This window comes from Leyella stercorea, assembly GCF_021531355.1.
In the GTDB taxonomy this organism is placed as follows: Bacteria; Bacteroidota; Bacteroidia; order Bacteroidales; family Bacteroidaceae; genus Prevotella.
Genome location: NZ_JADYTS010000052.1, coordinates 1 through 21,614 on the forward strand (window position 1 = coordinate 1; position 21,614 = coordinate 21,614).

19 protein-coding genes and 1 pseudogene are annotated in these 21,614 nt (G+C 43.1%); 9 read left to right on the forward strand and 11 right to left on the reverse strand.

Annotated elements, in window-relative coordinates:
• A partial coding sequence (locus I6E38_RS10745) for an ORF6N domain-containing protein (RefSeq protein ID WP_235394001.1) occupies positions 1–835 on the reverse strand: 835 nt, incomplete at its 3' end.
• Positions 836–976: 141 nt separating this feature from the next.
• Complete coding sequence (locus tag I6E38_RS10750) at positions 977–1,621, reverse strand: recombinase family protein (protein ID WP_235394002.1); 645 nt, start codon at positions 1,619–1,621, stop codon at positions 977–979.
• A 514-nt stretch (positions 1,622–2,135) separates the two neighbouring features.
• Here I6E38_RS10750 and I6E38_RS10755 point away from each other — a divergent pair.
• Positions 2,136–2,738, forward strand: a complete 603-nt coding sequence (locus I6E38_RS10755; protein WP_235394003.1) for a hypothetical protein — start codon at positions 2,136–2,138, stop codon at positions 2,736–2,738.
• A gap of 179 nt (positions 2,739–2,917) precedes the next feature.
• Here I6E38_RS10755 and I6E38_RS10760 read toward each other — a convergent pair.
• A pseudogene (locus tag I6E38_RS10760) lies at positions 2,918–3,496 on the reverse strand (DUF4143 domain-containing protein); the annotation flags it as partial.
• A 343-nt stretch (positions 3,497–3,839) separates the two neighbouring features.
• Here I6E38_RS10760 and I6E38_RS10765 point away from each other — a divergent pair.
• Positions 3,840–4,091 carry a hypothetical protein gene (locus tag I6E38_RS10765; RefSeq protein WP_235394005.1) on the forward strand — a complete coding sequence of 84 codons (252 nt, stop codon included), beginning with the start codon at positions 3,840–3,842 and terminating at the stop codon, positions 4,089–4,091.
• A gap of 10 nt (positions 4,092–4,101) precedes the next feature.
• On the opposite strand, the gene I6E38_RS10770 is transcribed toward I6E38_RS10765, so the two are convergent.
• Positions 4,102–5,676 carry an ATP-binding protein gene (locus I6E38_RS10770; protein ID WP_235394006.1) on the reverse strand — a complete coding sequence of 525 codons (1,575 nt, stop codon included), beginning with the start codon at positions 5,674–5,676 and terminating at the stop codon, positions 4,102–4,104.
• A gap of 252 nt (positions 5,677–5,928) precedes the next feature.
• On the opposite strand from I6E38_RS10770, the gene I6E38_RS10775 reads away from it, so the two are divergent.
• The 4 genes from I6E38_RS10775 to I6E38_RS10790 all read left to right on the forward strand — a co-directional run bounded on the left by I6E38_RS10775 (position 5,929) and on the right by I6E38_RS10790 (position 9,337).
• On the forward strand, positions 5,929–6,198 hold the full coding sequence (locus I6E38_RS10775) for a toxin-antitoxin system protein (protein WP_235394007.1): 270 nt from the start codon (positions 5,929–5,931) through the stop codon (positions 6,196–6,198).
• Positions 6,185–6,463: a type II toxin-antitoxin system YafQ family toxin gene (locus I6E38_RS10780; protein WP_235394008.1), complete on the forward strand. Its 279-nt coding sequence runs from the start codon at positions 6,185–6,187 to the stop codon at positions 6,461–6,463. Before I6E38_RS10775 ends, I6E38_RS10780 begins: the two co-directional genes overlap by 14 nt.
• Before the next feature lie 25 nt (positions 6,464–6,488).
• On the forward strand, positions 6,489–7,187 hold the full coding sequence (locus I6E38_RS10785) for a helix-turn-helix domain-containing protein (RefSeq protein WP_235394009.1): 699 nt from the start codon (positions 6,489–6,491) through the stop codon (positions 7,185–7,187).
• 104 nt (positions 7,188–7,291) lie between these two features.
• The gene (locus tag I6E38_RS10790) at positions 7,292–9,337 is read left to right on the forward strand and encodes an outer membrane beta-barrel family protein (RefSeq protein WP_235394010.1); all 2,046 of its coding nucleotides are present in this window, start codon (positions 7,292–7,294) and stop codon (positions 9,335–9,337) included.
• 42 nt (positions 9,338–9,379) lie between these two features.
• Here I6E38_RS10790 and I6E38_RS10795 read toward each other — a convergent pair whose 3' ends face one another.
• The 3 genes from I6E38_RS10795 to I6E38_RS10805 all read right to left on the reverse strand — a co-directional run bounded on the left by I6E38_RS10795 (position 9,380) and on the right by I6E38_RS10805 (position 13,188).
• A complete protein-coding gene (locus I6E38_RS10795) occupies positions 9,380–11,938 on the reverse strand; it encodes an outer membrane beta-barrel family protein (protein WP_235394011.1) in 2,559 nt (852 codons plus the stop codon).
• Position 11,939: 1 nt separating this feature from the next.
• A complete protein-coding gene (locus tag I6E38_RS10800; protein WP_235394012.1) occupies positions 11,940–12,635 on the reverse strand; it encodes a DUF4974 domain-containing protein in 696 nt (231 codons plus the stop codon).
• Positions 12,636–12,699: 64 nt separating this feature from the next.
• The gene (locus tag I6E38_RS10805) at positions 12,700–13,188 is read right to left on the reverse strand and encodes an RNA polymerase sigma factor (RefSeq protein WP_235394013.1); all 489 of its coding nucleotides are present in this window, start codon (positions 13,186–13,188) and stop codon (positions 12,700–12,702) included.
• 317 nt (positions 13,189–13,505) lie between these two features.
• Between I6E38_RS10805 and I6E38_RS10810 the strand changes: the two genes are divergently transcribed.
• Positions 13,506–14,792, forward strand: a complete 1,287-nt coding sequence (locus I6E38_RS10810) for an ATP-binding protein (protein ID WP_235394014.1) — start codon at positions 13,506–13,508, stop codon at positions 14,790–14,792.
• A 108-nt stretch (positions 14,793–14,900) separates the two neighbouring features.
• Here I6E38_RS10810 and I6E38_RS10815 read toward each other — a convergent pair whose 3' ends face one another.
• The 4 genes from I6E38_RS10815 to I6E38_RS10830 form a co-directional block, all read right to left on the reverse strand.
• A complete protein-coding gene (locus tag I6E38_RS10815) occupies positions 14,901–17,483 on the reverse strand; it encodes a TonB-dependent receptor domain-containing protein (protein WP_235394015.1) in 2,583 nt (860 codons plus the stop codon).
• Between the two features lie 16 nt (positions 17,484–17,499).
• A complete protein-coding gene (locus I6E38_RS10820) occupies positions 17,500–18,141 on the reverse strand; it encodes a DUF4974 domain-containing protein (protein WP_235394016.1) in 642 nt (213 codons plus the stop codon).
• A 17-nt stretch (positions 18,142–18,158) separates the two neighbouring features.
• Positions 18,159–18,638, reverse strand: a complete 480-nt coding sequence (locus I6E38_RS10825) for a sigma-70 family RNA polymerase sigma factor (RefSeq protein WP_235394017.1) — start codon at positions 18,636–18,638, stop codon at positions 18,159–18,161.
• A 107-nt stretch (positions 18,639–18,745) separates the two neighbouring features.
• A complete protein-coding gene (locus tag I6E38_RS10830) occupies positions 18,746–19,678 on the reverse strand; it encodes a cation diffusion facilitator family transporter (protein WP_235394018.1) in 933 nt (310 codons plus the stop codon).
• Between the two features lie 414 nt (positions 19,679–20,092).
• Here I6E38_RS10830 and nagB point away from each other — a divergent pair, with 414 nt between their 5' ends.
• Positions 20,093–20,884 carry a glucosamine-6-phosphate deaminase gene (gene nagB, locus I6E38_RS10835; protein WP_235394019.1) on the forward strand — a complete coding sequence of 264 codons (792 nt, stop codon included), beginning with the start codon at positions 20,093–20,095 and terminating at the stop codon, positions 20,882–20,884.
• Between the two features lie 26 nt (positions 20,885–20,910).
• Complete coding sequence (locus tag I6E38_RS10840) at positions 20,911–21,555, forward strand: carbohydrate-binding family 9-like protein (protein WP_235394020.1); 645 nt, start codon at positions 20,911–20,913, stop codon at positions 21,553–21,555.
• The last annotated feature ends 59 nt before the right edge of the window (positions 21,556–21,614 follow it).

Below are 21,614 nucleotides of genomic sequence, written 5' to 3' on the forward strand. Positions count from 1 at the left end.
TACAAAGGAAGCGGTCATGTGATAAACGGAATGTTTCAACATCAATCGGTGCATATTGAGCATTATGACGGTCAATGTCGAGTTGGAACTGACGGCTTATTTGTTGAGTATAGATTACGGCAGACACATCGTTTCCTCTTTTATCGAGCAATGTCAATACTGTCTCGTCAACATAGTTGTCGATAAGAACAATACGTTTCTTCGCACTCTTAATCAAGTCGGACACGAAAGTATAGGCATCATAAATTTGACCATTGTAGAACACACCTTGTTTCGGCTTTGCATTACCTTCGTCCAATCTGCGGAATACCTCGTCAATGCGTTTGTCTGTTTCTTGCTGATGTTGCTGCATTTCCAGTTGATGGTACTCCATTGTTGAAAGACGTTGGAAAACTTCTGCATTTGTCACCATGAAACGTCTCATTGCAACAAATGCATCCATAATTCGTATGCTTACACGAATTGCGGTTTCACTTCTAAGAACAGTGGAGAGCATAGCCACTCCCTGCTCCGTGAAAGCATATGAACGAACTGTTGAGTGCTTCAAACTATTGAACCGGTCGCAATTTGCGACCAGTTCAGCCATTTCCTCCTTAGTTAGTTGAAAACGGAAACGCTCAGGGAAACGTTCTATATTACGTTTTACAGCCTCGTTTAATCTTTTAGTTTCCACTCCGTAAAGTTCAGCCAAGTCTCTATCTATCATAATTTGATTTCCACGAATAGACATTATTCGACTTTCTACAGGAGTGGTAACTACGACTTCATCATTTTGTAACTGGTCACAATTTGCGACCAGTTCTCCTTTATCTTGATGTTCTATATTATCTGCCATATTTCTATCTTTATTTTTAAGGTCACAAATTGTGACCTTAAACGTGTTGTTACTTATTATTGTATGCAAAGGTAGTGCTTTTAGCCTTTAAGCCACTATTGCACAACCCCTTTCTTTGAAAAGAACGTAAAATCAATAGTATTATTGCTGTGATTGTACTTTTATTAATCGCTTAACTCGTTGCACCGTACTCACGGCCCTTCCACTTAACTTCGCCACATCCCGAATGGAATATCCCTTGCGGAGTAAACTTATTACTTCCCTATATTCGGCTTTCATCTGTTCTGCCGTTTTTACAGAGCCTACATTGCGTCCGAGTTTTCCACCTTTCTCTATATACCGCTTCCTTCCTGACTGCAATCGGAATGAGATATTATCACGTTCCAATTGCGCACAGGTCGAAAGCGTGGCTATCATTATAGGAGCAAAGAGGGACGGATGCCCTTCATCGTCCAATAATGTAAATTGTTCCTTTTGTATGTAGAGGTTGATGCCACAGTCAATGAGCTCCTTGACAGAGGCAAGCACCTCAAACGCATTGCGACCCAATCTTGACAGTTCACTGACAAGTAGGATCCCAATGCGGTTTGCCTTGCAGTATTCCATTGCCTCACACAACACTGGACGCTCATCATTCTTCTTTGCGCCAGAGATGTGTTCCTCAAAGACCTTGCAGACTTCGATACCCTTATATTTTGCATACTCCAACAAGTCCTTGACCTGTCTTTCCGTGCTCTGTCTGTCACCAATACTGGAGACACGAGCGTATATTACTCCTGTTGTCATTTTTATCAAAGATTAAATTGAACATGAAAAAGCCTGTGTCCAGATAAGTCTTGCAGATTTATTTGAACACAAGCGTTTTTTGAATACAGCCTGACGGCAATTTCCCAACAAAAGGGAAGAAGTAAGGATACGCAAGCTCATATCGTATTACTTTGGCTTGCAACCAATCGTCTTAGAATCTTGAATAACGTCTTTGACACTGTTACGAAATGCCTGCTGCCACCGTTCAATAGTGGAGAACAAAGTAAGCTCCATCATGCCTGTCTCTCCAAGAAGAATTGCTCATTCTACTAATCGCCCAACATCATACACTTTGGGGTAATATCGGTGTAATCGAAAGTTAAATACGTTAAATTATTACCTTTTCGTATCTAAACAGAATCCACACAATCACTTTTCTACCGTTTAGAGCGTATAATACTGATAATCAACTAATAATAGATACAGCTATAGTTCCAAACTTGAAAAAGCCACATTCCAGGGCACTCTCCCCAGAAACACTATAGATTGTGACTTGCAATCTACTTGCATCTTCTACGTTCCCAAGGCTTATCTCCAGGACTATAAGGATGCATTGGGTAGCAAGTATTCTTATATTTATGCTTCAAAGGATGAGGAATCAGGCGAAGAGAAGCCTAACAAGCAATGCGCAGTACCTACTATTTCATATGCTGAGGGCAAGTTGACTTTTGCCAGCTCTACACCCAACGCCGAGTATCACTACACAATTACCGACACAGATATGGCATCGGATACGTATAGTCAGGACGGCATAGTAAAGCTTTCGGCAGCTTACAACATTTCGGCTTACGCCACAGCCGACGGTTACAAGCCTTCTGACAAGGCTACGGCAACCCTCTATTGGGTGGAAGCCAATCTGCAGAACAACCCCACCAATATCAATCAGACAGCCACTCGTGGCATCATCGTCACTTCAAACGACGGTATCGTAACGCTCTCGGGTCTCAACAATGACGAGACTGTACGCTTCTATACAGTAGACGGCAAGCAGCTGGGTGCTGCCAAGGCTGTCAATGGCACAGCATCACAAGCCGTATCCGAATCTGTTGTCATTGCCAAAATGGGCAATCAGACCATCAAGATTGCAGTAAAGTAATAAATTTAAATACTACGAAATACTAATCCCGAAGATGTTCCATGTAGGAATGTCTTCGGGATTTCTGTGGTTAATTGTCCTTATGAACTGATTTTCTAGAGAATTGTTTCATAATAGACAACTGACCAAAGACTGGATTTGTGTATTCGCTAAAAATATCATTATTACGTTTATCCCAGTTAAAGTAAATCTTTGTCCGTCAAGAAATCCAACAACCCAATAGTCAACACGCCGAGTTCATCTTCTTTGCGATGAATATCATCCCCAACAATGACAATCTTACGAAAGTGGTCATTGATTGACAATAATGGACGACGTTCTTGCTGTTCCTTTTCTGGCGTAGGCATGTGAAAAGCCGATTGGATATACACTCTGTATGGAGGGCGGTTCACCACAAAGTCTACCTCCAACTGTTTTCTGACAAACTTACCGTTCTCATCCTTACCACCAAGTTCAACCAATCCTACGTCCACATTATATCCTCGACTGCGAAGCTCATTATAGATAATGTTTTCCATAATGTGCGTTTCCTCTTGTTGGCGGTAGTTTAGAATGGCTGCACGAATGCCGATGTCTGCAAAATAGTATTTCGTCTTGGTACCAATATATTTTCTGCCTTTCACATCATAGCGTAAGGCTTCTTCAATCAAGAAAGAGTCTTTCAGATAGTCAATATATTGTTTTATAGTGTCTCTTTTTATGGTTACTCCTTGTGCAGATTGAAAGGTATTGGCTATTCTCGTTGGATTGGTTGACGAATTATTAGAGTACTATTTTTGATATTGGTATCATATTTTACACTGTAAAGATAGCGTTTTTATCTCGAAACACGGCATAACCAATGAAAAAACTGCGTTTAAGAAGTCAAGAAACAGTAAAACGTAGCATCGTAAACTACACAAAAATGCTTTTTAGAACAAAAGGGTATGACATGTAATCACACCCCACGTTCAAGGGAGTCGTTTCAACCGTACCCCTTTATGAATTGGCATTTCTGCGGGTATCTCCCGAACAACTTAGCGACTATAATGTTGCAAGTTGTGCAATCTTTGATGTCTATTGCGAGAACGTTAAAATGTGGTTAAAGTAAAAGAGTACAATATGGCTCGAATATTTGTAGCAATACGTTTCAACGATGAGGTTAAAAAGACTCTTGTCGATATACAGAACACCTTGAAGGCGAAAGGTGTGATGGGTAACTATTGCCCTTATGGCAACTCTCTGGTCAGACAACCTACCAATATAATTACCGATATAGACATTCCAGAAATATCTATATCGGTAGATAGAATTGTAGTAATGAAATCCGAACGAATTGACGGGAAGCTGATTTATTGGAGCGAAGGTATATAATAGTCTGTATCTACACTTCCTTCCAATCTACCAGTCCTTTTCCCTTATCATCAAGTTCTATGGCAAGAGCTGTTATCTTGCGTTTGTCAGCCTTGAATGGTTCGATATATTGCTTTGCTCTAATCTGCTCGGTCGCTGCGTCAATACCGCCGTTGTTGCTTAGCTTCAGTTCAAGGACATAGATGAAGTTGGTAGTTTCCACTACCATGTCAATTCTGCCCGTAGCAATCATCTTCTCTACTTCCACCCGACAACCGATGGCATTGAATATGGTGCTCAGTATAAGGCGGTAGCGTTCTTCCATGTCCATGCTTGCAAGCTTCTTGTTGCTGTAGGGAACATCTGCAATTAGGGCTTTCAGGCTTTTCATGGCTTCGGGGAGATTGCCAAGTTGAAGCGCAAGAAACAGACTTGATTGTACTGATTGGATTTCACTATTATTTCTTAAGGTAAGAGCTGGTAATACAGTTTCGTAAAGTGCTTGTCTTACTTCTTGATTAGGGAAGCCAAGAATATAAACTCCCATCTGGTAATCCTTAATGGTAAGATAACCAGACTGATATAGGAACAGTTCTGCTCCACCGCCAGTCACATCTGAAGTCTCAATGGTTTGGCGAAGGATGGTGCAAGGGTCATATTTTCCGAGTTTGAGTTCCATGTCATCCACAAACTTTGGCAATAACGAGGTTGCACCGGATGAAGCCCAGTAGTTCTTAAGGTCAGAATCAGCCAATGCATTGATGAGACTGAAAGGATTGAATACATCCACCATATTGCGGCGACTGAAATGATAGCCATCATAGTATGCGGTCAACTGTGCTACGGCTTCATCGAATGTCCAGTCTTCATATTCTGCCAGTTTGTTTATTTCAGGCTTGAAGTCACGCAACACCTCTTCCTTGGTAATGCCGCAGATGGCAGCATATTCCGGTTCAAAGCTGATGTTGCTCAGATTGTTTAGTACAGAGAAGAGAGAAATCTGTGTAAACTTGGTGATGCCAGTGATAAAGACAAACTTCTCGTATTTGTCGTCAGCTTTCAATATGGCAAACACCTCTCTGTAGATATTGGTACATGCTTCGTGCTGAGGAGTCTTCCATGAATGCTGCAATGGAGAATCGTATTCGTCAATGAGGATAGCCACTTGCTGTCCGGTTTGCTCATACGCCTTGACGATTATGGTATTGAAGCGGTCGGCAAGACTATCTGTAGGGTCAGGAATCAATGAATATTCATTTTCATATTCTCTGAAAGTATTATTGAGATAAGAGCGCAAGGTATCAGGCTCTGCTCCTGCACGACTCATATCGAGTCGGATGACAGGTCGCTTCACCCATTCCTTTTCCAATTGCATTATCTTCAATTCCTCGAACAGTTCCTTCTTGCCAGTGAAGTAGGCTTCGAGTGTATCGACAAGCACTGACTTGCCAAAGCGGCGTGGGCGGCTCAGGTAATTATACTTCTTTCCCTCATTGGCAAGTTGCCAGATAATATCTGTCTTGTCAACATAAAGGTATCCTCCTTGTCTTATTTCCTCAAAAGACTGGATGCCTACTGGCAATCTTCTATTGTTTGTCTCTACCATAGTTCCTAAATAATTAGTTTCCAAGTCCAAATTTACGATTATTTCCCCAAATCACAATACTTTTCTTTCCTTTTCTTTAGTCATATAATATCAGTATAGTATTGTTATAAGTAATGCTATCTTTGACGGAGAGAACGTTAAAATGTGTGATTTATGACTTCACTCCATTTTATTCCACTATATTTGCATTACAATGTATTACATTAGCATTGCAATGTATTGTATTTGTATGTATCAAAAAAACGAAAGATTATGGAAACAAAATCATTGAGAATTTCAACTTCTTTCAGATTGCCGGCTGATGTGCTTTCTGCTTTGAAGGAACAAGCAAAACAAGCAAATAGAAGTCTCAACAATTATGTGGAATGTATTCTCATAAATGCGCTTGGCAATTCTGCTGCAAAACCGAATGAAGAAACTTTGGCTGCTATTGAAGAGGCGCGTCATGGTCATACAAAAGCCGTTGACGTGAGCAGTTATGATGCATTCGTAAACTCAATATTAGGAAATGAAGAAGATTAGGCGAACAACAAAATTCAAGAAAGATCTAAAAAGATACCAAAACAATCCTAAAACACTTATGGAACTTTTTAAGGTCGTTGAATTGTTGGCTAATGGTCAACCTATACCTAAAGAAAAACGACCGCACGTTTTGAGTGGCAACTACAAGGGAGCCTTGGAATGTCATGTTGAAAACGATTCTCTCTTAATTTGGATAGAACAGTCGTCCGATGGAGAAGAAATCATAATACTCTCTCGTTTCGGTTCGCATTCTGAGTTGTTCTGAACATGTTTAAACTGATGACGATATTATGAAGATACTTCCATACATAGTATTCTGCTTTCTTATGCTTTGTGCTTTGTGCACAGGCATTAACAGCTATCACAGAACTAAAGGCTTGATAGCGCAGGACGTTAATCGTGCATTGGAGCAGGTGCTGGCAAAGATGCCTGACAATGTGGTCACTACAGATACAATACGTTGCTATCGCAACTGCCTCACCATTGCCGAATTGAAAGATACGGCAGGCATTGCCATGCGTACTGTGCGTAGGAATGGACGCCTGGAGACAAAGCTTGTGGCTGAGGCTAACTGTAGCTTTGCCACTACATTCATGATGTCTGACCAGAAGGCTTCGGGTTCTCTTCTCATGGTTGGAATGCTGTGGCTATTGGGCAGTCTGTGGTACGTCAGGAGGAATAGACCAGAGCTGATAGTGCAAGGTCTGTCGTATGGGGGCATAGTATATCATAACGATATGTTCATGACGCAATCGGGCGAGCAGATACGTCTTACACCTATGCAGCATTCCTTGCTCAAGATGTTTATAACCGCCGACACTCATACACTATCCAAGCAGGAGATTTGCGACCAGTTATGGCCCAAGAAGCCTGATGCCAATGACACGCTCTACACTTTGATAAGACGAATAAAACCTATTATAGAAGCTAATAGCATGCTGAAGATAGAGTCGGACAGAGGCAAGAGCTATAGCTTGAAAATCAAATAGATAGGCTTTTTGTCAGCCAATTGTCAGGGGGATGTCAGCCTGAATAATTGGCTTTCTTGCAAGGAGAACATAAATTTGCACCAAAAACAAAAAACATGGTGCAAATGAAACGATTGATTACACTTTCCTTTATTCTCTCTTCCACATTCTGTGCTTATGCTCAGGATGTGGAGAAGACTATAACGCTCGACGAAGTGACAGTAAAAGCAGCCAAAGTTGTGAACAAGGCAGACGGTATGATAATCTATCCTACCGATGCTCAGAAGCAAGCTTCTAACAATGGCTACAGCATTCTTGAGAAACTCACACTTGCCAATCTTCGTATCGACAACATCAGCCATTCTATTACTGCCATCGACAATAGGGGAGGAGTTCAAATTAGAATAAATGGTATTGTGGTTGGCAAACCGGAGATGTTGGCTCTCAATCCAAAGGACATCTCCAAGATAGACTTCATCAACAATCCCGGTGTTCGTTATGGTGACGGCATAGCCTATGTCATAGATATCGTAACACGCAGGAACGGGAGCGGATATACCGTTGGCACTGACCTTACCTCGGCACTTACCACGTTGCAAGGCGACGGTATGGTGTATGGTAAATGGAACAAGGGCAAGAGCGAATTATCGTTTTCGTATGACGTGAGCGGGTATAAAACCAAAGGCGAAAAGAGCAGGCAGACGGCAGATTACACCTTGACAGATGGCAATGTCTATACTATTGAGCGAAACGATGTGGAGTCGCTTCGTAAATCCATATCGCATGACGCAAAACTAACCTATAACTGGGCAGACTCAACGGCAACTGTCTTCCAGGCGTCATTGGGCGGAGCATTCAACAACGCTCCCGACAATTATACTGTTAAGGACATTGTGGACGGCACTCGTCAATATAAAGCAACAAGTAGAGCGAAAGACAAGAGCTATTCGCCCGTATTGGATATTTACTTCTTCCGTCAGCTCACGCCATGTCAGTCTGTTACCGCAAATGCTGTAGCCACGTATATCTCCACACAGACAAGCAGTTATTATGACGAGGGCACACCTTATAAATATAATGTAGATGGCAAGACTGCTTCTCTGCTTACTGAGATAATCTACGAGAATCGGCTGAAGCCTTTCACTCTATCAACTGGCTTGAATAACAGTTATAAGTACATCAAGAACGACTATCTTGGTGATGCTTCCTCTTTGACTAAGACCAACAACAACCGCCTATATGCCTTTGTCGAAATCAAGGGCATGCTCCAACCATTTAGCTACGCATTGGGTGTGGGCGCAAGTTACATTCATTACACTCAGAACGGTCACAGATATAATTTCTGGACTTTCCACCCAAAGGCATCTCTGACATATCAGATTAATAACAGCATGCAGCTGAGATATACTTTTGGGATGCAGGACAAAGTCTCGCGCATAGCCATGACGAGCAATGCTATGGTTCGCACAAACAGTATGGAATGGACAGTAGGCAATCCCGATCTGAAACCTTCGCACGATATTGAGCATCGCCTACATGTTTCATACAACACCAGTCGCTTGCAGACATTCGTTGAAGGTTATTATAAACAATGTCTAAAACCTAATATGGCTCACTATGAGCGAACGGACGACAATCAGTTTATTTATACCCAGATAAACCAAAAGGAGATTGATGTACTGGATGTCTATGCATACGCCAGCTATTGGCTCTTGCCCGAAAAACTCCAAATTGCAGCCAATGGAGTAATATATAGATGCTTCAATTTCGGCTACGACTATACACATTGCTACACCTCATGGTTTTATGCAAGCAGCATCACGGCTTATCTCGGGCACTTCACGTTGCAAGGTTATGTTGACAACGGCAATAGATTCTTGGAGGGTGAATCAAAAGGCTACAACGGAGCCTATTCTGTATTGAAAGCATCCTACACATGGCGCGACTTGCAGTTCTCGTTGTCATGGGCAAATCCATTCAACAAAAACTACAAGTCGTACGAGAACGAATTGCTCAACCGAAATATCCATAAGCATACTGTAGGCTACTCAAAGACCAACGGCAATCTGATCTCTTTGAACATCTCATGGCGACTGAGCCGAGGCAGCAAGCATAGGTCGGCGGAAAAGAGAATAAACCTGCGAGATACGGATAATGGCATTATAAAATAAAAAATCTTTGTATTTTAATAGAGAGTTTCTATAACCCCAACGCTACAAGCGGCTCTTCTCTGCATTACCAGCACCCTTACCCTTGTACTTGCTCTTTGCAGTATTGAAGTTGTACGACAAGGTCATACCCACGCAGCGTGTATAGCCATAACAGTCTTTGGTCATTACATTATGGTTACCATACATTGTCCAACGTTCCTTATCGGTCTTGAACAAGTCGTTGGCATAAACGCCTATCACAAGAGCGTCGTTGAGAAACGACTTTGTGAACTTCACGTCCACTTGAGCGAACTGTTTGGAATATTGAATATCATAAAGTCGGCTTGTTTTATATCGCATATTCAAGAACGCCTTTAGTGTGGGCGTTATGTTGAAACGATTGTTTAGACGGAAGTTGAAGCATGGTATGTTTGACGGTTTGTTGATATCGAAACCGTCAATACACAAGAACGACTGTGTGTAGTCTATCTCTGCCATAGGATTATACCAGCCAAAACGGGGCGAAGCCACTATCGACGCATACACATCCTGACTATGATTGAAGTTGACATTGCGCAGAAATACGATGTCCTTGCCTTGATAGAGCGTTGCTACCCATACCATCGGCTTGTCGATATAGTTGTAGCCGGCATTGAACGACAACCAATCGTACACCACATTCAAGTCAATATTATTTGTTATACATGGACGGAGATAAGGATTTCCACCCTCGTAAGTATAACGATTATCATACTGCACCTCATCACGCAGACTGTTATAGCTGGGTCGCTGAGTCTTGCATGTATAAGCAAGTTGCAATGCCCATTTATCTCTGTTCCATGACATAGAAGCAGAAGGGAACCAATCGGAATATCTACGACTCGGCTCAGTCTGCCAATCCCCGAAAGAATAATAATCGGACTTTACATGCTCGTATCTTACACCTGTATTTACCGAGAAGTCGCCAAACTTCAAGCCATACTCAGCAAAGCCAGCAATGTTCTGTTCCTCTATCTTTGTATTCGACGCAGCGACATATTGCTCGGCATTAGTATATTCGCCCCGAATACGTGATGATGTAAATTCGGTGCCTACGCTTAGCGTTCCTTTCCAAACGGGGTAAGACAGAATGAGTTTGGCAGCAGTCATATCACTATGTTGTCTATTGCGTGTATGAACGTCGCGACTCTCAATATCTACGCTGCTCTCTTTGATTGACATCGTCCTACCTTTCTTTTTCCAGAAATAAGTAGCGTTGAAGTCCACACCCAACTTGCCTATCTTACCCACATAATATGCATTGGCGTTATGTGTTGGACTAAAGCAATCCCTCATACTGGCTGCTTCGTTTACGAATGCTGTTTGCATTCCATCTTCCATTATCTTCTGATAAGAGCCTGTCGTCTCTCCTTTGCCCAAACCCGACTGATTTTCGTAGCTCAATCCAAATGTATTGTCATCATCTATGGAATAAGCAAAGGCAGCCTTAGCTCCGGCTCCTTTTGAACGATACTTAAGCGGTGCTGCCTGTTCAATGAATATATTCTTCGTACCATTGATTTCGTTAGACAATACATTATCCTCACCTCCGGGTGTCGTTGAACCCCATAGTTCACCAAATACTTCTACCTTATTAGTACGATATATTGACGACATGTATTGCGAACCACCCCACCACTTGTTGAACATTGTAGTAGTATAGTTCTCGCCACTCCATCCTTCGCCCTGACGGCGTATTGTATTGATACGTATTACGGACTTAACCTCTGCATTATATTTAGCACCTGGTGCGGTGACAATCTCTACATTCTTTATATTATCCGACTTCAGTTGATGCAGTTCGTTGAGATCTCTCACCTGTCGGTTGTTGATATAGATAAGCGGCGAACCTTTGGCAAACACATTCACCGTTCCATCCGAACTGACATCAACACGAGGCATCTCGCGCAACACATCAGTTGCTGTACCAATCTTGTTAAGATCGGAGTGTTCTATATCAACAAGCATACCCTCCTGTCCCAACTTTATGTTCTCGCGCATAGCTTTTACCTTCACGCCTTTAAGGTTTATCGTATTCTCATGCAGAACGATTGCTCCTATCATACCGGTATTGTATGAGTGGAATACGGTCTGATAGCCCACACAACTCACCCTTACTATTGCCTTACGGGCTTTGCATGGAATCACAAAATGACCGTTCTCGTTCGTCACACCGCCATTTATCAATGAAGAGTCACCCACATTAAGCAACGCTACATTGGCAAAATCTATCGGGCGATTATTGCTGTCAACTACGCGACCAATCATTTTTGTAGATGACTTCTGCGTGCATTCCACGAATATATTGTCGCCATCTATCGTCATCTTCATCGGATAGAAACCAATGATTTGCCTGATGGCATCAGGAGCGGTTCGCTTCACCACATCAGTGGTAACCGTGAAGTCCTCCAACTCATCATATATGAAATTGATGTGATAATCCTTTGTGCTCTTGGCAAGGACGGTGAGAGCTTCTGACATCGAAGTGTTGCGGAAGTTGTGGGTGATGCGTTGGGCATAAGCAGAGTGAAGAGAAATACTCATCAAGCCCACGAGCAATATAACGTATCTTAATCTTTTCATCTTATTCCACTATTAGCGTTTGACCTTCACGACGAATGTTCACTTTCTCGAAATGATTCATCAGCGTGATGATATCATCTATGCTCATATCCTCCCTCAGTTGCAGGAATAGACGGATATGGCGAACCGACTCGTTTTGATAAGTCACCTTAAGATGGAAATGCTTGGCGATAGGGGTCAATATATTCTGAAGCTCAGCGTTTTCATAAACCAATGGGAGTTTGGCAATACTTGCAGTGTCAGTCTTCTCTTCCGTATATGTTTTCTGTGAAGCTGAGACTTGCTGTGCAGAATTATCGTCAGATGCCACGAGTTCGGTGTCGTTCTTTTCGGATGACTGCTGAGAGTGTGTAACCAGATGAATGGCTGCAAAGGCGAAGCCAGAGACGACAAGTACAGCAGCAACGGCAGCCACCTTTCTCATTGGACTCCAAAGAAAAGCCACTTTGGTACTTTTCAGCTTTTCCTCTTTCAGCTTCTTCCATTCTTCATCAACCGAAGGCATCTTAATTTCTTCATTCGACTTGTCGAAATCAAGTGCCTGTCTGGTTTCAACCATCTGCTGATAGATTTCATTCATTTCCTCATCGCCCAAAAGTTCTGCCTTTTGGGTTTCGGAATACCTTTCAGGATGCTCCAAGAGTTCGAGGAGCATATCCCATTTCTGTGAATCTATACTATATAATTCTTGTTTCATTTTCTTTTCTTCATTTTAGAGTTTCTATTGTAAGGACGTCTTCATACAATAGAAAAACGTTATGCTACTTTCCTTTCAACTTTTCTCTGAGCGTTCGCAAACCTTTCACGATGTGCTTGTTCACAGCCGAGATGCTGATGCCTAATTCTTCTGCTGTATCCTTATACGACATGCCTTCGCGATAGCACAATCGGATAACGGAAGCTGTTTGATTGGTCAAGTCATTGTCGATGCAATCCACCGTAGCTTGCCATCGTTCTTCCAGGCGGTAAGGCTCTTCCTCCGTCAGTTTCTCTTCTGAGAGAGGAAGAAGCAGCTTAAGCCTTTCATCCCGTTTCTTCTTGGCAATAATATTGATGCAAGCATTCTTCACGCTTCGCATCAGATAAGCCTGGTCAGGTATCAGCTGTTTATCCCACAACCTTGAGAACACGTCGCTCACCACATCCTTCGCCACATCGTTGTCATGTAGCAAGGCAAAGGCAAAGCGATACATCCGTTCGTAATGGTCGTGAAACAGCTGTTCCATCTGCTGTTCATTATCTTCAGTCATTATGTCATTTTCTTCTTGTTTCTACTTTTATAGACAAGCTTTCCGGAAATCAATTACCCCTAAAATGAAGAAATATTCGTGTTTTCTTTTTGGAAAAGTATTGTAGCCTATTTTAGGCAAAGGTAATAAAAAAGATAGGTTATTATGCTTAAAAAAATATAATAACCTAATTGTTTTTCTATGTTTATTTGGTCGTATGTGTCGAAAAGTGTAGCTTTGTGATGATTTTATATGTCAGAAAATGTATAATTTTTCTGTTATCATGTGTCCAAAAGTGTAATATTCTGACATTATCATATGTCTAAAAGTGTAAATCTATGAAAAGAAAGATATATACCCAACTTGTTGAATGGAAGAATCAAGAGCATCATAAGCCATTGATATTAAATGGAGTAAGACAATGTGGAAAGACTTATATTCTAAAAGAATTCGGTCTGAATGAATTTGATAATCTTGCTTACGTCAGTTGTGATAGGAATGAGAATCTACATGCTATATATGTAGGCGACTTTGATACTGCAAGAATCATTCGAGGATTAAGTGCTTTGACTGGAGTGGATATAATCCCTGGCAAGACTCTTATATTCTTGGATGAGGTGCAAGCATTCCCACAGGCATTGGAAGCATTGAAGTATTTCTGCGAAGATGCTCCAGAGTATCATATAGTGGTGGCAGGTTCGCTATTAGGTGTTGCCTTGCATGCAGGTGTATCCTTTCCAGTAGGCAAGGTACAGACAATGCGTCTGTTCCCTATGGATTTTGAAGAATTCCTAATGGCTATGGGCGAAGACCAGTTGCTTAAACTAATGTACAGCAAGGACTACGAGTTAATGAATGCGTTCCACGAAAAGTTGAAAGACTATTTGCGCCAATACTATTACGTGGGTGGAATGCCTGAAGTAGTGAAGACGTATGTGGAAAACAAATTGCTAAACCAAGTGCGCACTATACAGAACGAAATACTCTCCAACTATGCCAGCGACTTCTCCAAGCATGCTCCTACGCAAGAGGTGCCACGCATAGACATGGTATGGCAGTCGATATTGGGTCAACTATCTAAAGAGAACAAGAAGTTTGTGTATGGTGTATTGAAGAAAGGTGGCAGAGCCAAGGAGTTTGAACTGGCAATACAATGGTTGGTAGATGCTGGTTTGGTGTATAAGATAACAAAGGTGACAAAGCCGGAATTGCCATTGAAGTTTTATGAAGACTTGTCGGCATTCAAGCTTTATCTATGCGATTGTGGACTGATGGGGGCTATGGCAGATACCGCTGCGAAGGATGTGTTGCTTGGCGATAACGTGTTTACAGAGTATAAAGGAGCGTTCACAGAACAATATGTTCTTCAACAGTTACTTGCGTTGGGCATCTATCACATCTACTATTACAGTTCCGATACCTCTCGTATGGAAATGGATTTCCTTGTTCAACGCAATGGTGCCATATTGCCTATAGAGGTAAAGGGCGGAACAAGCATAAAGGCCACTTCATTGCACAACTATCTAATGGAACATCCTGACATATCAGCCATACGCTATTCTATGCTGCCATACCGCCAACAAAAGAACATCACCAATATGCCGTTATACGGAGTTTTCCTCTAAAAGACATCGGTCAAGCAAAGTAGCTCGTCAACCTTTCGTTGATAACGCTTCGCTTGACCGATTGTCATATATTTGTTGTTTATTAAGAGAGTTTCTTCCTAACAAAAACTACAAGCGGCTCTTTTCTTCATTGCCGGCTCCTGTGCCCTTATACTTACTGCGCTTGGCATTGAAATTATACGTAACCTGCAGGGAGATGCTACGAGTATAGTAGTAGCAGTCTTTTGTGGTACCCGCTCCCAGTCCGTACATCGTCCAACGTTCCTTTGTAGTCTTGAATATGTCATTTGCAGAAAGATAAATGATCCATGTGCGATTGGCAAACGACTTGTCGAACCGCAGATCGACGCTGTAATTACTCTTCCTCATAAGAAATCCATCTGCATTGGGTGTTGCTGCATTCAGGCTGATAGCTGCGTTCATGGTTTCTGAAAGAGCGAAATTATTGTTGAGCGAACAAGACAGCAAAGGTCTGCTTAATGCCTTGCTGGCACCATACTTCTTGGTGTCGAAGAACTGCTGGTTATAATTGAATCCCCACGTAGGACGGAAGATGCCGAACTTTGGCGAAACATTGACAGAAGCATAAAGCAGCTGCTTATGGTCGAAATTCAACGACGTACTATAAGCAAATTCCTTTCCAGGATAGATATACTTGGTCCACTCTATCACATCCTTCAGGTATTTATAACCTGCGGAAACATTCAGCCATTTATATATCATCATTGCCTCAGCATTGAACACCTTCTCCGGTTGCAAGGTAGGATTTCCGCCTTCATAAAGGAAACGGTTGTCAAACTGCATGAAGTTGCCCAACTGTCGATAACTTGGACGACTTATTTTCTCGTTGACATTCAACTGCCAATTCCAGTTACCTTTGTTCCATGAAATACTGAGGTTAGGAAAGAAGTTGCTGTATCTTCTACTTACATCATCCTGCTTTACTCCACCAGAGAAATAGTCGCGAATGATATTCTCGAAACGCACACCCAAACCAATGTTCCACTTGCTGAGGGACAGTCCATATTGCACAAAGCCAGCAACATTTCTTTCATGGATATCCGTCTCTGTAGATGGCACCAACTGCTCTTCGTTCAGGAACGTTCCATGAGAGTCGGTCTTCGACAGCTCCGTTCCTACAGACATATTTCCTTTCCACAAAGGAATATTCACAACCAACTTGCCTGCCCACATATCGCTATTCTGACGATTGCTTGAGTGTACCTCCTGATTACCCAACTCCTTGCTGTTTTCAATAATCTCGTCACTACGTCTGTTATTGACCGTATAGTATGTGGCGTTGAAATCGATGCCTACCTGTCCTATCTTTCCCACATAATAGATTTCTGCCTCATGTGAACCAAGGTGAGGCTTTCCAACCTCATTCTGCTCAATGCTGCCCTGTGCCACACCGTTCAGAAATACATTCTGTTGGCTACTACCTTTCGTCCTGCCATTCAACATGCCATAGTAGCGATAAGAGCCACCAATGGAATTGCTGTCGTTGAGCGAATAGTCGGCTGAGAGTTTTTCCGACAAGAAGCGGATATTGGCATCCGAATTAAAATGCTGGTCGTTGTGATAATGCTTGTCGGGCAAATTGATATCGGTGTTCAGAAGATTATCCTCACCAAAATGAGAGTCCCCCGTCCATAAACTATTGGCTATCTCGAATTTCTTGGTCTGATACCGGGTGCTGACAAGCTCGTAATCCGACATCCATTTGTTGTATTTACCAAAAGCATCTGCACGCAAGCTGAACCCATTGGCACGCCGCTCTTTGGTACGGATACGAATTACCGATTCTACCTCGGCATCATATTCTGCCCCAGGACTTGTTATCACGGAAATCGACTTGATGTTGTCGGGAGTGATGTTTACAATCTCATTATTGTCATTCACACGCTTGTTGTTGATATAAACAATCGGTGTGCCTTTACCAAACACGGATATCTTTTGTCCATCAACAGAGACACGGGGCAACAGATTCAGGACATCAAAAGTGTTTGCCATCTTAGAAAGCAAGGTATGCTCTACGGCAACCTCCACTCCTCCAGGCGACATTTTATACTGAGGTCTTTCACCCTTCACTACAACTCCCTTGATAATCATCGTTTCAGGCTGCAATTTGATGACCCCCATCTCTGTATTGTTGTATATACGACTGACTGTCTTATAACCAATGTATGTGATACGTGCCAACACTTTTCGGGAATTGCAAGGAATTACAAAACTGCCATTCTCATTGCTCACTCCATGACCTACGATTGTGGAGTCAATGGGCGACAGCAAGGCTATGGTTGCGTATTCAGCGGCATTGCCTCTCTCGTCAACAATACGTCCCTTATAACGAAATGTTGACTTCTGTGTGCATTCCACCATAATATTATTCTCCACCTGCGTCATCCTGATAGGATAGAAGCCTATCAGCTGCATAATGGCATTAGGAACATTCGAGTTGCGGATGCTCTTGGTCACCTTAAAGTCCTCCAACTCATCGTACACAAAGTTGATGGTGTACTTATGCTGACGTGCATTCAAGTCCTTCAATGCCTCTGAGAACGACACATTATTATATTGTCGGGTGATGCGCTGGGCGTAAGAATACTGAACCAAAATCAGCAGGAAGAAGAGGAGGAACAGGCTGATGGTCTTGCTGTTATTGGGTGTAGTCTTGAATATGTTTTTCATAAGATGTCCTCCCTTCTTATTTCACTATTAATATTCCTTCGACGTATTCTATCTGTATGCGGTCGAAAGCATTCAACAGCTCCATATTCTGCTCCAAAGTCTTCGTCTTGTTCCAATTGAAGAAGAGGCGCACGTGCTGTGTATTGGCATTCATATATTCCACCTTGACGTGATAGAAGTCAGCCATCTGCATAAGAATGGTTCCTAACTCAGCATTGTCAAACACCACTGGCTTCATGTCGAGCGAGTCCTTAGGCTCTGTCGTTATAGCTTTAAGACTGTCGTTGGTTAATTGTTTATAGTTGGCAGTCTGTTCTGTAGCAGCTTTGTTCTCTACTGCTTTGTCAGAAGTAGAGAATTTAAACCAACCGTTCTGCACAGCAGCCAAAGCCACACCCGAAAGAAAGATGACGCCCACGATGGATGCGGCAATCTTCATTCGGCTGCGATAAGAACTATTAGAAAACTCCTTCCAAGCCTTATCCACGTCAACCTTCTTTGGCGTGGCTTTCTTGCCAGCCATTCTCGCCATAGCCAAGTCGCGTAGGAACTCCTTCACTTCCTCATCGGTAAGCAAGTGTTCTATTTGCTCGTCTGTATATTTATCGGGATGCTCCTGCATGTCAAAGAGCATAAGCCGTTTTTCGTCTTTGTTCATGTTAGTCATTGTTTTGCTCATTTTATATGTTCTTTAATCCAATCCATTGCCTTAGAGATATGGTTGAACACCGTCACCTTGCTCACTCCCACTTCATCAGCCACCTCCTTATACGACTTATCTTGTAGATAGCGCAGACGGAAGATAAGCTTACGGATTGGAGGCTCAAGGTCGTCGATGAGAAGCAACAGCTGTTCGAGACGCTCGTCGGTGTCTTCTGAAAGAATAACATCGGCATCATCAGTCAACAGTCTCGCCACCCTTTCCTTCACGCTCTTGTGAGCAATCAGGTTTAGACATCGATTGCGTACGCTTCGCATCAAATAGCCTTCCTCGCTCTCAGGCAATAGGACCACATCATCTGCAAGAATCTGCGTGAACACTTCGCTCACCACATCCTTGCTTTCGTCGTCATTCGAAAGAATGTATCTGGCCAGATTGTACATCTTCTCATAATGCCGCCGAAACATCTGTTCTATGTCCTTTTCCTGTGTCATATATCCTATATACAGTTGAGCAAAGCGAGAAACTAAGCAAAACAATGATTATTTTTGAAAAAACATAGGCAAAGTTTTTTTTATTGAACTTATGAAAGTTCAGAACCTTATTTAATAGGTTCGACGTGTATTATCACGAATGTTCCATCACCGAGTTGTTCCTTCAGTTTCTTTTCCATGGCACGAGTAATGTCGTGAGCCTTGTTGAGAGTCATCTGTCCGTCCATACGCACATGAACCTCAATAGAGGAACGGTTGCCTATTTTGCGTGTGCGCAGATTGTGTGGATCCTTTACACCGTCGAACGAGAGTAGGGTCTTGATAATATCTTCTTCAACAGGTTCGGGCAGAGAGTTCTCCACCAGTTCGCCAAGACTCGGGCGCAACTGTTCGATGGATGCGTGGATGATGAGAACGCTCACGATAAGGGCTGCAATGGGGTCGAGTATGATCCAGTGTGAACCGAGCGCCAAGGCTCCACCGATGCCTATTGCCGTGCCAATTGACGAGAGGGCATCGCTGCGATGATGCCATGCGTTGGCTACGACAGCTTGCGACTGCAACTGTCTGCCCTGCTTGCGCGTGTATTGAAACAACGCCTCCTTGACTACTATAGACAATATGGCAGCCACGAACGCTATCCAACCTGGCGACTGCAGCGTGTCACCGTTAAGGCACGACCATATCTGAGTGATGCTGTTCCACATGATGCCAAGACCTACAAACAGCAGCATCAGTCCGATAATGGTTGTAGCGAGAGTCTCATACTTGCCGTGTCCGTACTCATGTCCGCGGTCTTGCGGCTTGCTCGATATACGCACGAAGGCAATAACGATGAAGTCGGTGATAAGGTCGCTGAGCGAGTGGATGCCATCGGCTATCATTGCCGAGCTGCGTCCAATGATGCCAGCCAGCAGTTTGAAGAGGCAGAGCAGTATGTTTGCCACGGCTCCATATATCGTGACACGGTAGATTTTGCGTTCGCGCTCGTTGTTTTGTGTGCTCTCGGCACGAGGGCACGGATTACTTGTATAAACCATAATGTCTTAAATTCTAATGTTATTGAATAATTTTAATATATCACTTCAATGTGAAGTGTTTCTTCCGATTAATTTGGCACAAACAGCATGCCATAGGGTGTAGGGGAATGTATGAATGGTGCAAAAATACGAAATTGTGCTTAAAAATTGATGTTAAACAACTAATTTTGTTCGATTATCTTTGGCGTTACTGATTAAATGAGTATCTTTGTATGGATTAAGACAAACTATGAAGTGTGACGCCTGCATGAAAAGTGGGCGTCAAGTCGTATTAGTTTGGAAAAACCGATTTTCAACTAACAAATGACTGCTTATTTAGTTACAACTACTACAACAATCAAACAGCGTGTTCCGATGTGACTTCGGGACACGCTTTCAAAAATGCTAATCAAATTTTATTAAAACAAAGATATTATGAGACTTATTATTGAAAAGGATTATGATCAGCTCTCAAAGTGGGCTGCTGAGCATGTAATTGAGCGTATCAACAAGTTCAATCCGACACCCGATCACAAATTTGTGCTCGGTCTGCCTACAGGTTCTTCTCCAATCGGTATGTACCGTGCTTTGGCTGAGGCTTGCAAGGAGGGTCGTGTTTCGTTCAAGAATGTCCTCACTTTCAATATGGACGAGTATGTAGGTCTGCCCGAGTCACACCCGGAGAGCTACCACTCATTCATGGCTAAGAACTTCTTCGACCATGTTGACTGCCCGAAGGAGAACATCCACATCCTCAATGGCAACGCCGAGGACTTGGAGGCTGAGTGCGCACGCTACGAGCAGATGATCGTTGAGGCTGGTGGTATCGACCTCTTCATCGGTGGTATCGGTCCTGACGGCCACATCGCTTTCAACGAGCCGGGTTCTTCACTCACATCACGTACACGTATGAAGACTCTTACAACTGACACTATCGTTGCCAACTCTCGTTTCTTCGACAACGACGTGAAGAAGGTTCCGACAACTGCTCTTACTGTAGGTGTAGGTACTGTAATGTCAGCTCGCGAGGTAATGATTCTCGTTAATGGCCACAACAAGACACGCGCTCTCCAGGCTGCTGTTGAGGGTCCGGTTACTCAGATGTGGACAATCTCTGTTCTGCAGATGCACCAGCACGGTATCATCGTAGCTGACGAGGCTGCTACTGAGGAACTCAAGGTTGGAACATACCGCTACTTCAAGGATATCGAGAAGAACAACCTCTAATCCCAATTACGTCTATGCATAAAGCATTGAACATAAAGAAAATCTCAGCTGCTTCGGTCGAGGCGGCTGAGATTTGCCGTATTATGGACGAGGCTCAGATTGAGTTCGTTCCGGTAGACAACCACTGCTGGGCTGCGGATTTCCCCTACAAGCCAAAGTTTGAGGTGCGTATGGCTCACAATGGCAGCCAGCTGCTCGTGAACTATCGCGTCACTGAAGAGTGCGTGCGTGCCGTTGCACCGCACGACGACGGTAACGTTTGGGAAGACTCGTGCTGCGAGCTGTTCCTCTCGCCAGTGGCTGACGGAACATATTATAATATGGAATGCAATGCAGCCGGCACACTGCTCATCGGTTTTGGTCCCAGTCGTGAAGGACGTGAGCGTGCTCAGCAGGATGTTCTGGACAAGGTGCAGCGCTGGTCGACAATGGGTCGTGAGCCGTTTAATAACATTGAGGGCGAGCGTACATGGCAGTTGTGTCTGGCTGTGCCCGTTGAGGCTTACTATCGTCACAACCTTAAGAGCTTCGACGGCTTGCACGTGAAGGGCAATGTGTATAAGTGTGGCGATATGCTGCCGCATCCGCACTTCCTCTCACTATTCCCCATAGACCTGCCAAAGCCTGATTTCCACCGTCCCGACTTCTTCGGCGATGTAGAGTTTGAATAAAGTGTAATCATACCATATTTACTGATAACACTTCTATAATATATATAATACAACAAGGG